At 40.0% G+C, this 15,453-nt stretch carries 11 protein-coding genes and 2 pseudogenes; 11 read left to right on the top strand and 2 right to left on the bottom strand.

Annotated features, from left to right (window positions below; genetic code table 11):
• Positions 1-12: 12 nt before the first annotated feature.
• The 9 genes and pseudogenes from AC1D69_RS11735 (at position 13) to AC1D69_RS11695 (ending at position 10,610) form a co-directional block, all read left to right on the top strand.
• Positions 13-801, top strand: coding sequence for a hypothetical protein (locus tag AC1D69_RS11735; RefSeq protein ID WP_495456337.1), 789 nt, complete (start codon positions 13-15; stop codon positions 799-801).
• A gap of 373 nt (positions 802-1,174) precedes the next feature.
• Complete coding sequence (locus AC1D69_RS11730) at positions 1,175-1,717, top strand: AAA family ATPase (RefSeq protein ID WP_495456336.1); 543 nt, start codon at positions 1,175-1,177, stop codon at positions 1,715-1,717.
• Positions 1,718-1,989: 272 nt separating this feature from the next.
• The gene (locus AC1D69_RS11725; protein WP_495456335.1) at positions 1,990-2,145 is read left to right on the top strand and encodes a hypothetical protein; all 156 of its coding nucleotides are present in this window, start codon (positions 1,990-1,992) and stop codon (positions 2,143-2,145) included.
• 182 nt (positions 2,146-2,327) lie between these two features.
• Positions 2,328-2,540 (top strand): hypothetical protein, encoded by a 213-nt coding sequence (locus tag AC1D69_RS11720; RefSeq protein ID WP_495456334.1) that lies wholly within the window; start codon positions 2,328-2,330, stop codon positions 2,538-2,540.
• A 166-nt stretch (positions 2,541-2,706) separates the two neighbouring features.
• Positions 2,707-3,159, top strand: a pseudogene (locus AC1D69_RS11715) (YfdI family membrane protein); the annotation flags it as partial.
• Between the two features lie 8 nt (positions 3,160-3,167).
• The gene (locus AC1D69_RS11710; RefSeq protein WP_495456333.1) at positions 3,168-4,727 is read left to right on the top strand and encodes a hypothetical protein; all 1,560 of its coding nucleotides are present in this window, start codon (positions 3,168-3,170) and stop codon (positions 4,725-4,727) included.
• Between the two features lie 183 nt (positions 4,728-4,910).
• Entirely contained in the window at positions 4,911-5,309 is a 399-nt protein-coding gene (locus AC1D69_RS11705; protein WP_495456332.1) for a GtrA family protein, read from the top strand.
• Positions 5,310-5,982: 673 nt separating this feature from the next.
• Positions 5,983-8,540, top strand: a pseudogene (locus tag AC1D69_RS11700) (glycoside hydrolase family 6 protein).
• Between the two features lie 138 nt (positions 8,541-8,678).
• Positions 8,679-10,610 carry a cellulase family glycosylhydrolase gene (locus AC1D69_RS11695; protein ID WP_495456331.1) on the top strand — a complete coding sequence of 644 codons (1,932 nt, stop codon included), beginning with the start codon at positions 8,679-8,681 and terminating at the stop codon, positions 10,608-10,610.
• A 196-nt stretch (positions 10,611-10,806) separates the two neighbouring features.
• On the opposite strand, the gene AC1D69_RS11690 is transcribed toward AC1D69_RS11695, so the two are convergent.
• Entirely contained in the window at positions 10,807-11,706 is a 900-nt protein-coding gene (locus tag AC1D69_RS11690) for a helix-turn-helix transcriptional regulator (RefSeq protein ID WP_495456330.1), read from the bottom strand.
• 163 nt (positions 11,707-11,869) lie between these two features.
• Between AC1D69_RS11690 and AC1D69_RS11685 the strand changes: the two genes are divergently transcribed.
• Both AC1D69_RS11685 and AC1D69_RS11680 read left to right on the top strand, forming a co-directional pair.
• The gene (locus tag AC1D69_RS11685; protein ID WP_495456329.1) at positions 11,870-13,846 is read left to right on the top strand and encodes a glycoside hydrolase family 127 protein; all 1,977 of its coding nucleotides are present in this window, start codon (positions 11,870-11,872) and stop codon (positions 13,844-13,846) included.
• A 254-nt stretch (positions 13,847-14,100) separates the two neighbouring features.
• Positions 14,101-14,733: an SGNH/GDSL hydrolase family protein gene (locus AC1D69_RS11680; protein WP_495456328.1), complete on the top strand. Its 633-nt coding sequence runs from the start codon at positions 14,101-14,103 to the stop codon at positions 14,731-14,733.
• A 5-nt stretch (positions 14,734-14,738) separates the two neighbouring features.
• Here AC1D69_RS11680 and AC1D69_RS11675 read toward each other — a convergent pair whose 3' ends face one another.
• Entirely contained in the window at positions 14,739-15,410 is a 672-nt protein-coding gene (locus tag AC1D69_RS11675; RefSeq protein ID WP_495456327.1) for a tetratricopeptide repeat protein, read from the bottom strand.
• Positions 15,411-15,453 lie beyond the last annotated feature (43 nt).

Raw genomic sequence — 15,453 nt, 5'->3', positions numbered from 1 at the left:
TGTACAAGTTTTATGGTACATAAGGATAATACAATTATCGGAATGAATTTTGATATATCCAAAAGACCGATCAAGATGATATTACAGAAGAATAATCAATTCTTGATTCTTCAGTATGAGGATGGAGAGTTTCTTCCTGCGTTTGGATTCAATAATAGTGGTACGTTCATGAATTTATTAATGGTGGATCCGAACGAAGAAGGCAAGTATAGACGTGGCAAACATTGTGTTAATATCATGAAGTTATTTGATGAAGTTTTATCCGAAAAGATTGAATTATCTTCATTACATGAGTATCTACAGGATCATTCGATTGTGAATGTTCCTAATTTCAGTGTGCACAGTATGATTGCGGGGATGAATCGGAATTCTTTTATTATTGAGCCCGGTAGAAGCAATGTGAACATGAGTGAACTGGAACAGGACTTTATGGTATTAACCAATTTCTCCTTATCTGATCAGAGCCATGAGGATTATAGAGAAGTTATAGGACCTGGAAATGAACGTTATACACAAGCATATGAAACTATTCTGAGAAATAAAGAAACGTTTAATAAGGATGTTGGGTTCTCTGTACTAAAAAAAACAGCACAGCATGATGGTGAGTATCCTACTCAATTATCGGTTATATCAGTTCCTGCAGAAGGTCTCATTTATTTTACTTTAGACGGAGATTTTAATAAGACTTTTGAATTCTCATTCACTGATCTTCAGATCCGCACAAGTAAGGGATTCGTAAATTCGAAATATTGCACACTTACTAAAAAAGGAGTCCTACTTGAAGAACTTAAAGGATGGTAAAGGTTTAAGAAGGAGCTTAGCATAATGGGAGTTGGAGTTATCATCCTTATCGCAATCGATGATGATAAATTTATCCGATATACGGATAATTGGACCAATCGGTAAGAAAAGAGGCGGATTTTCGTTCGATTTATGAACGGAGGGTCGCCTTTCTTTAAGCTTTACTTTACGAAGTAGCGAAGAGAACGGAATTGTCCTGAAGAAGCGTTAGCGTTCGGCTACAAGATTTCCGTAGGAAATCTACATCGGAAGCATAATCTGACCATCGGATTTCAACTGATATTTGGGTTATACAATCAAGAAATCTGAGGGCAATAGCGATCGTAAGGACAATCCGTTATCGTAGCGGTAATTTTTAAAAAGGAGTGAAATCATGATCATTATGATTAACGGAGCTTTTGGTTCAGGAAAGACAACTACAGCGAATAAGCTTCTTCCATTGATTCCAAATAGTATGATGTTCGATCCAGAAGAAATTGGATACATGCTTCGAAATATTATTCCTGAAGCGATCCGATTAGATGTTGAGAGAACGGATGATTTTCAGGATATAGAATTATGGAGAGTTCTAACGGTACAAACAGCGGAGGCATTACAACATCAGTATAACAAGCACCTCATTGTGCCAATGACGATATATAAACCTCAGATTTTCGAATACATCGTTCATGGATTTCAGAGAATGGATAACCAAGTTCACCATTTCTTCCTTATGGCATCAGAAGATACTATACATAAAAGATTGACAGGGCGGGGAGATGAAGCCCATGGTTGGACCTTTCAGCAAACAGTCAAATGTGTGGAGGCTTTTAAAAATGCTAGATTTGAAGAACATATTATAACGGATGAAATGACGTCAGATGAAGTTGTGAATACCATTTTATTAAGGACGTTACCACAAATCGAAGAAAAATAGTTTGAATAATAGAATGCCATATATGTATATGTGTTTTCCAAAGAATATTGACAGAATTAGTGTTAATATTACATAAAGGGACAAAATATATGAAAATAAAGACTTTTTTATTAATATCTGTTATTGTAATGTTTGCTCTATTCATAGTTCTCAAGATAGGTAATCAGCCAAAGGATTCCATGGTAGAGTCCATAATCGACACAACAAAGGATAATCACTATGGAGACACCTTACAAATTCAAGGGAAATGAACTGCTCTATACGAATTTATAGTGAGTAAGTTGTCAGGTAGTTACGGTATATACACGAATTATTTGGATAGTGATCAGAATCCCAACATGGCTACTGGACACGAGGTATTAAGCGAGTCGGAAGGGTTAATGCTGCGTTATTATGTGATGACCCGACAGCAGGATGCTTTCGTTTAGGAATGGGCGCTCGTTGAACACAACCTCAATCTTTCATCAGGATTCAGTTATCGATATAGTCCCAAATGACTTACGAATTATTCGTGCGCTCTATGAAGCAGGGGTTGTTATGATATATTAACTTAACAACTCTGGAACAACTTCCACTTTCATCCGATCACATCCAGCAAATCTCCACGAATATGCTTGAAATTATACAGAATGGGTATTTGTCTGATAGCTTTCCACTATACGAGACTCGCTATCAATATGAGACAAACTCCTATAACTCAGAGAACATAAACACCGCTGAATCTTTACTTACTATACTTTCCCTTGCTGAAGTGAAGCAACAGAACCCATCGAGTATTCGGTATCTCAAAGAGCTTGTTAAAAAAGGTACATTATATGGCTAATACACCCGTGAGGGAACTCCAACAAATGATATTCAGTCCACTGCCATTTACGTTATTACATCGATGATCGGTTCTCAGATCGGAGATAAGGAACTTATGGTAATGGACTATATTTCAATGCGCCTGATTATGATAGTCAAATAGTACGGATGTTGTCTCGTCACAATCATTATTCATTGATTTGAATTTCTATAGTAAATATGGGTTCATATCTATTCTGGAATATTACATGGCGAGTCCAGACCAAGCGGGTAAATTGTTCGATCTTAGTGCGAAAAGTGCGTTTATTATCCGACCTCCTGCTATGGGGAATTACGAGAAATCGGTAGGTCATACTCCAGGGGAACAGACGACTTTCTTCTCAGGATATAGCCTATTGAAGAAAAGCATAACCCCTAGAACTTTTGGATTCATTGTCATTTGGATCGTTGTCATCATCGGTCTGTATAAACCAAGTTTTATTACAGCTTTAAAGGCAAAAAGAATAAGAGAGGCTAGTCGACTACCGTTTAGTCTTACATTTATTTTATTTGGTTTATCGGGCATATTGGTTTCGATTATTGGAGCTCATAGCAGATATCATCCGGCGTCGTTTGTTGCGTGGAGATCAAGAAGGTGAGGAATAACATGTTTCTCTCAGTAAAATGGAAAATGCTCGTTATAACCTTAGTTTTTATTATGGGGATTTCGTGTTCTAATGTACATGCATCTGAACAAGTGCCAAGTCGTGTCCTTCTTCTTTATGATAGTTTGGCGAAAGGTACATCCAAAGAGGGTAATATTGAGTCTATGCAAAGGTTGCTATCCTCCTTTGGATTACAAGTAACCCAATCGACGTTCGACACCTATAAACAGGGCTCTTTATCACGGTATACTAAGGTCATTGGAATTCGGAATTTGGATGAACTTACAGTGAATAACAAAGACTTTTTGGATGACTTTAAGACCTACGAAGGTGATTATCTCCATATAGGAACATCGGTACCTAGCAAAGTAGAAGATGAGCTGGATATTCAAACGGTAAGCGCTAGCGATCTTTATATTAAGCTCTCTATTGATCAATTCTCAGAATCAAGAATTCATCTGTTGAATGTTCCTTATATTTTAGAAGCTGAGGGAATGGCTTATGGTCGTATTACGTCTGATCATGGTGATGTTCATTCACCCTATGGGGTTCGAGGTGAGCGTTATGCATACATCCCTTACTATGAACAAGGTAACCTCAGTGAAGTTGCTATATCTTATATTATAAGGGATTGGTTAGATACCACGAAACAGGGACAAACATACCTTATATTCAAAGAAATCTATCCATTCTCAGATTTGAAATTGTTAGAGTCCATGGCGGATAAACTCTATGGAGCAGGAATCCCGTTTATGGTCAGTACTAGACCTGTATTTAGTAACACGGATTATCCGGCTATGTTGCGCTATATGGAAACGTTAAAGTATGTACAATCTCGGAACGGAAGTATCATCGTGAATACACCCGTTGTATCATCGATCACGAGTGATAATGGACCCGTTTTACAAGCTCAAATGGAGTCCTATGTAGATGTACTAGCAGATTATGGTGTTGTACCTTTAGGTATTGGTGCGGAAATGTACTGGTCTTATGATCAACTATATGCTGAATATGGTATGGGATTGTTCGATTCTTCCGTTCTATTTCCAAATGAGAATGTTATATATCGATCTCAGAGTGATTCATCGCAGTCCTTCCGGTCTTCTTTGTACAGTGTGCCGTTAGCTTTTCTGAAGCAATTAGACCATTCTGATAAAATACTGCCCAATCCTCCAATGGACTCCGTGATCACTTATGATTTCCCAGGCAATGAGGAACAGCAAAATCAGGTGGTTCAAGAACTCATAGATAGTTGGATCACGTTCTCCGACTATAAATACGGGAATCACAACGTTATTACACAGAAGAATAGTCTTTCATCAAATAGCGGTTTTCTGACTGTAAATGGTCATAGAGTAGATTTGAATGATGCATATAGCAATATTGATTCTGATTATACGTATACGGTTAAGGAAGAGCAAAGTTTTACGAAACTATTTAGTATTCAAAATAAAATTTTCATCGTGCTTATTGTTATAACGTTGATCATGTTCGGAGGGCTATTTATTATTGGCTATCGATTTTATTTACGTAAATACATCAACCAGAGGAGAGATTTATGACAATTGCAGATGTCTTAATGTTACTTTCTGTAATCTGTAGTTGATCTCTTTTACTCGTGAATGTGGCTCTCATTGTGGCTGGTTACCTTTACTATGTTCAATGTGAAGGTGAGGAGATTCCAGAATTCCTCGGTGAGATTCCTTTTGTCTCTATTATGGTACCTGCACACTATTCTGGATATAATGATCGGGATCTTTCTCTGTGTTGGGTTATTGAATACAGCGGTTGGTGTCTCGGTCACCTTTGTGATACTAAATCTATTCGGATGGAACTATTGGATATCGACATTTATGGGGAATTCGATCGGGGCGGTTGTTAGTTATTTTCTAAATAAACATTTTACGTTTAAAAGTAAGGTATCCAATAAAGAGAACATGTGGAAATTCGCAATCGTCATTCTATTATGTTATCTCGTGTCGTATTCTGTCAGCTATATTCTATTCGAATTCATGTTTGGGCAACTCATTCATAATAATGTCATTCATACCAATCTAACCGCTTTAGTTGGAGCGGGAATCTATACCATGATGAACTATTTTACGCAAAAGTATGTTGTGTTTAAAAGAAGTGATGATATATAATAAAACCGTTAATGCCCTGTCCTTGTAGCCTTTTGCGAGCTATCTGGTGGGGCATTATGTAATTTAAGAGATCAGAATCAACATCCTATTAAAATTATTTGAATAAGTATCTATCAATCAAGATTAAACCATGTTAATATAAATTGTGACAGCAATTACTAAATATGGTTATAAAACCTATTTATTGATTTCTCGACCTCTGACATTATTATTCTATTACAATCGCACTACCATAAATCCTTTACTCCTCTTGAAATTAGCTTTTCTCGCCATGAAAAACCTACTGAATCTTCACAGGTTATAGGTTGCCTCACTCATTTCACTCAAAATAAAGTCATTAATTATCATCTTTTGTAATACACTCTACTCTTCTTTTACATTTTACAATCATAACGTAGGTTAATAAACTAAAATTTGAATTTGGGATAATAATAGGGGCCTATAACAGGTTTGTTTTCGTTAATTGTAGATTCTTGAGAGGGGGTGATAAGAAAATTCGTTCAATTTGGAAGGAGGATAAGTGATGCACCTTTGAAAGTAATGATGTACATGATCATTGAGAAAGGAAGGAACGGATGGGTTTGAAAGCGGTTACTTGTCTTAAGAGGAATTATGTGGAAAGTACTCTAGTTTTGAAAATGCTCTATATTAATAATATGAAGGAGCTGAAGACATGACAAGTATATTTAGGAAGAAGTCTTTTAAGCTGTTTGTTCTCTTAACGTTCCTTATTGCGACTTGGGTACCTTTCGGAAGTGATAATAGTTATGCTGCTGAAGCCCATGTGGATAATCCTTTTGTTGGCGCAACACAATATATTAACCCTGACTATGCCAATCTGATTGACACTTCGATTGCGCAAGTTAATGATCCAGATCTTATTGCTAAAATGAACACCGTTAAAACTTACCCAACAGCCATTTGGTTAGACCGCATCGCGGCGATCTATGGTGGTGAGGCTAATGGTGGACGGAAAAGCTTAGAAGAAACATTGGATCATATCCTGACACAGAAACAAGGGAACACGCCGATCTCGGCAACCTTTGTTATCTATAATCTGCCAGGTCGCGATTGTCATGCATTGGCGTCGAATGGGGAACTCCCATTGACACAGGCTGCGTTGCAGACTTACAAGACGGATTATATTGATGTTATTGCGGATTTATTCGCTAAACCTAAATATGAAGGAATCCGAATCGTGACGGTCATCGAACCGGATTCCTTACCTAACCTAGTAACGAACTTAAGTACTCCTGCTTGTGGAGCAGCTAACTCGACGAACATCTATCGTGATGCTACTCGTTATGCACTTGATCAGTTACACGCAGTACCGAACGTATACACATACATGGACATGGGTCACTCTGGTTGGCTTGGATGGGATACGAATCTAGGACCATCTGTTGATCTGTTCACAACAGTCGTTGCTGGAACAACAGCAGGACTTAGTAGTGTAGATGGGTTCATTACGAATACAGCTAACACGACTCCAACGGTAGAACCGAACTTACCAGATGCAAGTCTGAGTATTGGGGGACAACCACTAAGATCTGCTAAGTATTATGAATGGAATCCATACTTTGATGAAGTAGACTTTACAGCAGCATTGTACGCTTCTTTTGTATCCAAGGGTTGGCCAAGTAGTACGGGCTTCTTGATTGACACTTCACGGAATGGATGGGGTGGTGTCAACCGACCAAGTACTGCAAGTGGAACTACGCCCACTGCGTATGCAGATTCCGGTCGTATCGATAAACGGTATCATCGTGGTAACTGGTGCAATGCAAGTGGTGCTGGTATGGGGATTCCACCAACCGTCGCACCAGCTGGGTATGCATCGTCACATCTTGATGCATTCGTATGGGTGAAACCACCTGGAGAATCCGATGGTTCTAGCTCTGCCATTCCTAACGATGAAGGTAAAGGCTTTGATAGAATGTGTGATCCTACGTTCACGAATGTGAATGGGACGTTGACTGGCGCATCAGCAAATGCTCCTGTATCCGGTCATTGGTTCCACAGTCAATTCGTTGAACTCGTTACCAATGCTTACCCGGTCATTCCAGCTAGCAATGGTGGCGGCACACCACAAATCCCTGCAGCACCAACAGGATTGGTTGCAACTGCAGGTGACGCTCAGGTGAGCATAAGTTGGGCAGCAACCACAGGAGCTACGAGTTACACGGTGAAACGTGCAACGACTAGTGGTGGGCCATACACAGATGTAGCAACGGCTGTAACCAGCACAAGTTATGTGGATACAGGATTAAGTANTGGGCAGCAACCACAGGAGCTACGAGTTACACGGTGAAACGTGCAACGACTAGTGGTGGGCCATACACAGATGTAGCAACGGCTGTAACCAGCACAAGTTATGTGGATACAGGATTAAGTAATGGCACGACGTATTATTATGTCGTAAGTGCAACGAATACGGCTGGTTCTAGTGTGAACTCAGCTCAAGTCAGTGCAGTACCTGCCTCACTTGTAACAGTCCCAGCAGCACCAACAGGATTGGTTGCAACTGCAGGTGACGCTCAGGTGAGCTTAAGTTGGGCAGCAACCACAGGAGCTACGAGTTACACGGTGAAACGTGCAACGACTAGTGGTGGGCCATACACAGATGTAGCAACGGCTGTAACCAGCACAAGTTATGTGGATACAGGATTAAGTAATGGCACGACGTATTATTATGTCGTAAGTGCAACGAATACAGCTGGTTCTAGTGTGGATTCTGCTCAGGTCAGTGCAGTACCTGAAGGTACAATTACTACATCTGATCTAGCTGTACAATACAGAACAAATAGCTCAAACAATGCAGGTAATACTATTCAAGCAAATTTCAATGTTAAGAACACAGGTACAACGGCTGTAAACTTAAGCGATTTGAAACTTCGTTATTACTTTACGAATGAAGGTAGTTCTGCACTTAGCTTCTGGTGTGATTGGGCACAAGTGGGTACTAGCAATATAAGTGGCACTTTCGCAACGATCACACCAGGTAGAACTGAGGCTGATACGTATCTGGAGATCTCATTTGGACCTTCGGCAGGATCTATTGCAGCTGGTGGCCAATCAGGAGATATTCAAGTTCGTGTGTCTAAGAATAACTGGTCTAACTTTGATTTCTCTGACGATTACTCATTTGACAGTACAAAAACATCGTATACGGACTGGAACAAGGTAACTTTGCACCAAGGTAGTACGCTTGTATGGGGTATTGAACCATAAAAGCATAAAAGATAAACAGAGCTAATGTGTCCGAGCGGATATGATCCACTCGGACATATCTGATGATAAAGGGGTACTGCATAATGGATTAGCGTATGCCGATATATATGTTATGTCATAGAATTAGGAGATGAGTGCATGTCTATATTGAAAAGACGCGCTAGGTGGCTACCAGTATTTCTGTCAGTAACCATGATGGTAGGACTGTTCTTGGTGTTAGGTGAAGATAAGAGCTATAGTGCTGCTACTTCAGGGTATTATCATACGTCGGGCAATCGTATTGTTGATTCGAATGAAGAGCCTGCCGTATTTAATGGCTTGAACTGGTTCGGATTTGAGACAGCTAATTATTCACCACATGGATTGTGGCAAAATTCACTTGACTCGTTCTTTGATACCATTGAGGATCATGGCTACAATCTGATTCGGTTACCTTATAGTAACCAAATGTTTGATGCGGGTTCTATGCCTGTAAGTCTTAACACGGTGACTAATGCAGACCTGATTGGACTTACTCCCATTCAATTAATGGATAGAGTTGTTAAAGAAGCTGGAGACCGTGGCATAAAAATTATACTTGATCGCCATCGTCCTGATTCTGGTGGTCAATCGGACCTGTGGTATACCGCTCAGTATTCAGAAGAACGTTGGATTAGTGATTGGGTGATGCTTGCGAATCGTTACGTTAATAACCCTACGGTTATTGGTGCAGATTTGCATAACGAACCACATGGAGCGGCAAGTTGGGGAACAAATAATGTAGCGACAGATTGGCGGCTTGCTGCAGAGAGAGCAGGAAATGCTATTCTTGCAGCTAATCCGAATTGGCTTATCCTTGTAGAAGGAATTGCTAGTAATGTGCAAGGGGAGAGCGGGAATTACTGGTGGGGCGGTAATTTGAAAGGAGTAAAGAATAACCCTGTAAGATTGAATGTTGCCAACAGAGTTGTCTATTCTCCACATGACTATGGACCTGGTGTTTCACCACAAACATGGTTTGAAGATGCTAATTTCCCGAATAACATGACAGCGATTTGGGATGAGTATTGGGGTTATATTCACAAACAAAATATAGCACCATTACTTATGGGCGAATTCGGTGGTCGCAATGTGGATACGGTTAGCAAGGAAGGGAAATGGCAGAACAAACTCGTTGATTATATCAAAGCTAATGACCTTTACTGGACATATTGGAGCTTGAATCCCAATAGTGGAGATACAGGTGGTCTGCTATTAGATGACTGGAATACGTGGAATGAGCCGAAGCAAACGATGCTTAGTCGTATTATGAAGCCATTATCAGATGGTGGAACGATACCAAATCCAACAATCCCAGTAGCACCCACCGGGTTAACGGCAACGGCTGGTCATACTAGTGTTAGTCTGAGTTGGACCGCTTCGAGTGGTGCAACAAGCTATATTGTAAAGCGTGCAACGACTAGTGGGGGACCATACATTAGTGTGGAGACCGGAATTACGGCGAATACTTATGTGAACACGGGATTAAGTAATGGAACGACGTATTATTACGTTGTAAATGCAGTAAACGCTGTAGGGCAGAGTACCCCTTCGTCACAGGTTAGCGCAACACCAGCGGAAGCTCCTGTTCCTACGAGTAATCTTGCGGTTCAGTATAAATTGAATAACGCTAGTGCTACAGGCAATACAATTAATGCTTCGTTTAATATTAAGAATAACGGAACATCTGCGGTGAATCTTAGTGATCTAAAGATTCGTTATTATTTAACAAAAGAAGGTGGGGCAACACCTACCTTCTGGTGCGATTGGGCGCAAGTGGGAACGAGTTCCATTAGTGGCTCATTCAGCACAATCAACCCTGCTAAGATAGGGGCTGACACATATTTAGAGATTGGCTTTAATCCTACAGCAGGTTCAATAGCAGCGAGTGGTCAAAGTGGTGATATTCAGATTCGCATCACCAAATCCGATTGGTCCAACTTCGACCAATTGAATGATTACTCGTTCGATTCTACTAAAACAGCGTATACGAACTGGAACAAAGTGACGTTGTTACAGAATGGTTCATTATCTTGGGGAATTGAACCCTAACCAGTGTTATCACCTTGAAAATGTCCGAACAGTGGTTATCTGTTCGGACATTTTTTAAAAATATAAGAATTTATAAGTATTTCTGCTTATAAATAGGATTATATTTCAACGCTAAACGTTTCATCGCCGCTAAAGGACGGCGAAGCCGTTTATGCTTGTATAGTAAGGTCATTGGACATGGATGAAGTAGGTGATATTATTCCTTATTCATGAAGGTTTGATAATAAGCTCTACGAAAATTCGTTGGTGTTATTCCTTCATACGCTTTAAATACTTTCATGAAATACTTCTCATCAGGTATACCGACTTCATGAGCGATTTGCTGTACCGTAAGGTTGCTTCGAGAAAGAAGCTCTTTCGCTTTTAATAGTTTTTGACGATGAATATACTCCTGTAGATTGATGCCGGTATGTTGCTTGAAGAAACGAGATAGATAGTCTCGATTATAGTTGAAATAGTTCGCCACATCCTGCACATTCAGCTTATCTCCACAGTGTACACGTGTCCACTCGATGATACTTGATATTTGATGCTCTTGTTTTCCTCCTGCTAGTACCCCTCGTATGTGTTGTAAAGCCTGTTCTGATACTTCAATCATCAATGATGTTAGTAAATAATGTGCGGCATAGGCATGATAATCGGGTGAGTTCGCTACGTGCATCAACTGACGAAATTGAATGTGAATTCGATCTATAATAGGTGGTGAGAAGAAGAAAGGGATATAGATGAATGGATTCTCATTTCTTGACGATGAATCTACAGAAGATTGTACTAGGCAGGTCTCTTGAATAACTTGCTCTTCATCGAGAATTTCTGTGGCCCCCTTAGCGTGGAAATGCACCCAATCAAAGGCTAGCCCAGGACGACATTCCTGATATCCTTTATGAGGACGAAAAGGTTCAAGGAGCATCGTATCACCTGGAGTGACTTCATGAGGGTTCTCCTCTTGCTGCATGTATAGCGTTTCTTTCATCCCGATAATGAACTCATAGGTATCTATTATTCGTTTAGAGTGAGTCCACGCATTAGGGGAAGTGAATTGACCTCCCCATGTGAATTGTAATGGATTTGAAATATTTATTTTAAGAAATTGCATGGATCAATGCCCCTCATATCATTATTAGGAAGGTCAGTATTATCTACCTAAAGTATTGCTGTGTCTACCGACAATGTCAATGTCTTTATGATAAGATCAAAGCATAAATGGATGAATTAATATGCAGTTTAACAACCTATATGATTCTAATACATGAAAAAGGATGTGGCTAGTTTTGAAATCTCCGTATACTTCTGTACCCTTAAAAAATGTAAGAATTGAAGACCTATTCTGGTCGCAATATGTACAGCTTGTTCGTGATGTCGTCATCCCCTATCAGTGGGATGCTCTGAATGATCGTATTGATGGTGCAGAACCAAGTTATGCCATACGTAATTTTCGGATTGCCGCGGGGAAAGAAGAAGGAGATTTCGGAGGTTTTGTGTTTCAGGATAGTGATCTAGCCAAATGGTTGGAAGCGGTAGGGTACTCGTTAACGATTCATCAGGATCCGTCTTTAGAAAGAATAGCAGACGAAGCTATTGAACTCATCGCAGATGCCCAACAGGAAGATGGATATATCAATACATATTTCACGATTAAAGCACCAGAGAAACGTTGGACTAATCTTACAGAATGTCACGAGCTGTATGTGGCGGGCCATATGATTGAAGCGGCTGTAGCTTATTATGAAGCGACGGGAAAACGTAGATTTCTAGATGTTGTTAGTCGATTCGCAGATTATATTATAAGTGTATTCGGGACAGATCCTGGTCAAATTCAGGGTTATGATGGACATCAAGAGATTGAGCTTGCGCTCGTGAAACTGTACAAAGTAACAGGACAAGAGAAGTATGTAAAGCTTAGTCAATACTTTTTGGATCAGAGGGGACAAGAACCACACTTTTTTATAGAAGAGTGGGAAGCTAGGGGCCGCCAATCATTCTGGGCAAGTCAAGATGGACCTTCATCTCAACCTAACCTGAAGTATCATCAGAGCTATGCACCTGTTCGCGAGCAAAAAGAAGCACATGGGCATGCCGTTAGAGCTGTATATATGTATACTGCAATGGCAGATATCGCAGTACAGACGGGTGACGAAGGGTTGCTTCAAGCATGCCGGAATCTGTGGGATAATATCGTTCATAAACAAATGTATATTACGGGAGGCATTGGATCTACTCACCATGGGGAAGCCTTCTCATTTGACTACGATCTTCCAAACGATACGATATACGCAGAGACCTGTGCCTCTATAGGTCTAATCTTCTTCGCTCAACGGATGCTACAGATTGAGCCTAATCGTGAGTATGCAGATGTGATAGAGAGAGCATTATACAATAATGTCATTGGGAGTATGTCAAAGGATGGGAAACATTACTTCTATGTTAATCCTTTAGAGGTCTGGCCAAAAGCATCGGAAGGGAATCCAGACAAACATCACGTCAAATCTGAGCGTCAAAAATGGTTCGGATGTTCTTGTTGCCCGCCCAACGTTGCACGATTAGTGTCATCATTAGGAGCGTATATGTATACGGTTAGTGATTCTGAGGTATACATTCATCAGTACATTGGTGGGGTAGCGAACGCTTCAGTTGGTGGACAGAACATAGAGATTCAACAAGAAACGAATTATCCGTGGGATGGTCGAATTAAGATTCAAGTGACCCCTGAGACGGAGGAACATTCATTTACATTAGGACTCCGTATTCCTGGTTGGTGTCAAAGTAGCAAGCTTTATATCAATGGAGAAGAGGAACGAATGATAGATTCGATGCGTGATGGATATGCTCTGATCAAGAGAACATGGCAAACCGGAGATGTCGTACACCTTGAATTGGCTATGGATATTCAACTTATTCAGTCCCATCCTGAGTTACGGGCTAATGCAGGCAAAGTTGCGATACAACGGGGACCATTGGTTTATTGTATTGAGGAAATAGATAATCAAGCCCCATTAGCAGCCATCACTCTTTTGACTGATCGTCCACTAACGATTCGTTTCGACCCGGATCTTCTTGGGGGAACGACAGTAATTGAAGGTGAAGCTTTACTAGATGAACAAGAACATTGGAGTAATGAATTGTATCGACCTTTCAAGTCTGAGTCTAATCCTGTGAAACTTCGTGCCGTACCCTATCATAGTTGGGGGAACCGCACTTCGGGTGAAATGTCCGTATGGATTCGTAGACAGTCATAGGTGGAAGATTCAATCCATGAGTACCTTTTATCTAGTAGGGTATAGCATGGTAATTATAGTTTATGGTCAATAGTCAGTAATACAAATACAGGTAGATCAAGATAGTTATCTTGGTCTGCCTATATTTGTGTTTGTATATGATTTGTTCTATTTTATTCTACGAGACCATGGACATTCTGCAGTTGCAGAACAGAATCAACATTCATAAACTATGGTAACCAGTTTTAATAGACATATTCAGGAGGTTGAATAATGTGGTATTCCATTACTCGGCGCTAGGAGATTCATTGACAGTTGGCTTCGGTGCATTACCGGGGAATGGATTTGTCCCTGTATATAGAGGGTTGTCGGAGCGTTATCTAGGAGCATTTATTGCTTATGACAATCTAGGTATCAATGGTTTAACTTCACAAGGTTTATACGACTATATAAGTAGAAACCCTTCTTTCAGACAATCCGTTACCGAGGCAGATATCATTTCAATATCCATTGGAGGTAATGATCTGATCCGGACAGCAAGGTCCTCGGGAGGAAATATATCAGCTCGTGAATTTAATCAAGCACTTGATAACTGTGAAGCCAACTTTGCCAAAATCATAAAAACGATTTACCAATTGAAGGGTAAATCGAATCGTCCCTATATCATCCGTGTAGTAGGACTATATAATCCTTTTCCTCAAATCGAAGCGGCATCCTATTATGTTCAGCAATATAATCGTTACTTAGAGAGTTACGTGAATGGTACATTTGCTGTTGCTAATATCTATGCTTCTTTCCGTGGTCGAGAAAGAATGTTGCTATCATTTGATCATCTCCACCCTAACGGACATGGATATAGTGTCATCGCAGAACAGTTATATCGGTTAGGGTATGGTTCTCTTGTTTAGAAAGTCTAACCTATTTTTCGGAAAATGCTTCGAACGGCCCATTTTCGTTCTTGGCGTTTTTTGTATTTAGGGAGTGAACGGTAAATTTCAATGGATTCACGGAAAGCATCGTTTGCTTCCTGTTTACGGCCCATTTCTTTATACATTACCCCTAATAGATACGAGGCTTCACAAGATGAGGAATGGATTTCTTGAAACTGTCTAACATATTGTTCTGCTTTTCTTTGATCGGTGTGCTGATATATTCCTGCTAAACGTAAGTAGGGTTGCCCATATTTCACGCGAGGATTAATAGCTAGTGCTTTAAGAATGTATTCTTCACCCTTTTGGACATGACCAAGTCGTAGATTGACCGTACCTAGATCATCCCAATATTCTGCGGAATGATCGAATTGTACCTGTATAGAATCAAGCAATTTGAGTGCTTCTTGGTATTTCTTGCGTTCGATGAGTAGTCGTGAAAGTTCATTCTTAGCTGTAACATCATTAGGATTCATTCGAATTTCTCCGCGAAGTGTAGAAATTTTCTTCATTCGTTTGTAAGGCTTCGTTAAGCTAGGAAAGACACCCACATAACGTCGATCCAATAAATAGACGACTGCTAGAATAATAATAATTGCTAGAATAGGATTGCCTATTATTCTCCACAACAACATAAACCCAATAAATTTAATCATATTAGCCTCCTAAGTTTACACAAAGTTATTCGTACATAAAGAA

This window comes from Paenibacillus sp. Y301 (assembly GCF_059445505.1).
The sequence above is the reverse complement of the archived record's forward strand: the minus strand, read 5'-3'. Positions and strand labels throughout refer to the sequence as shown.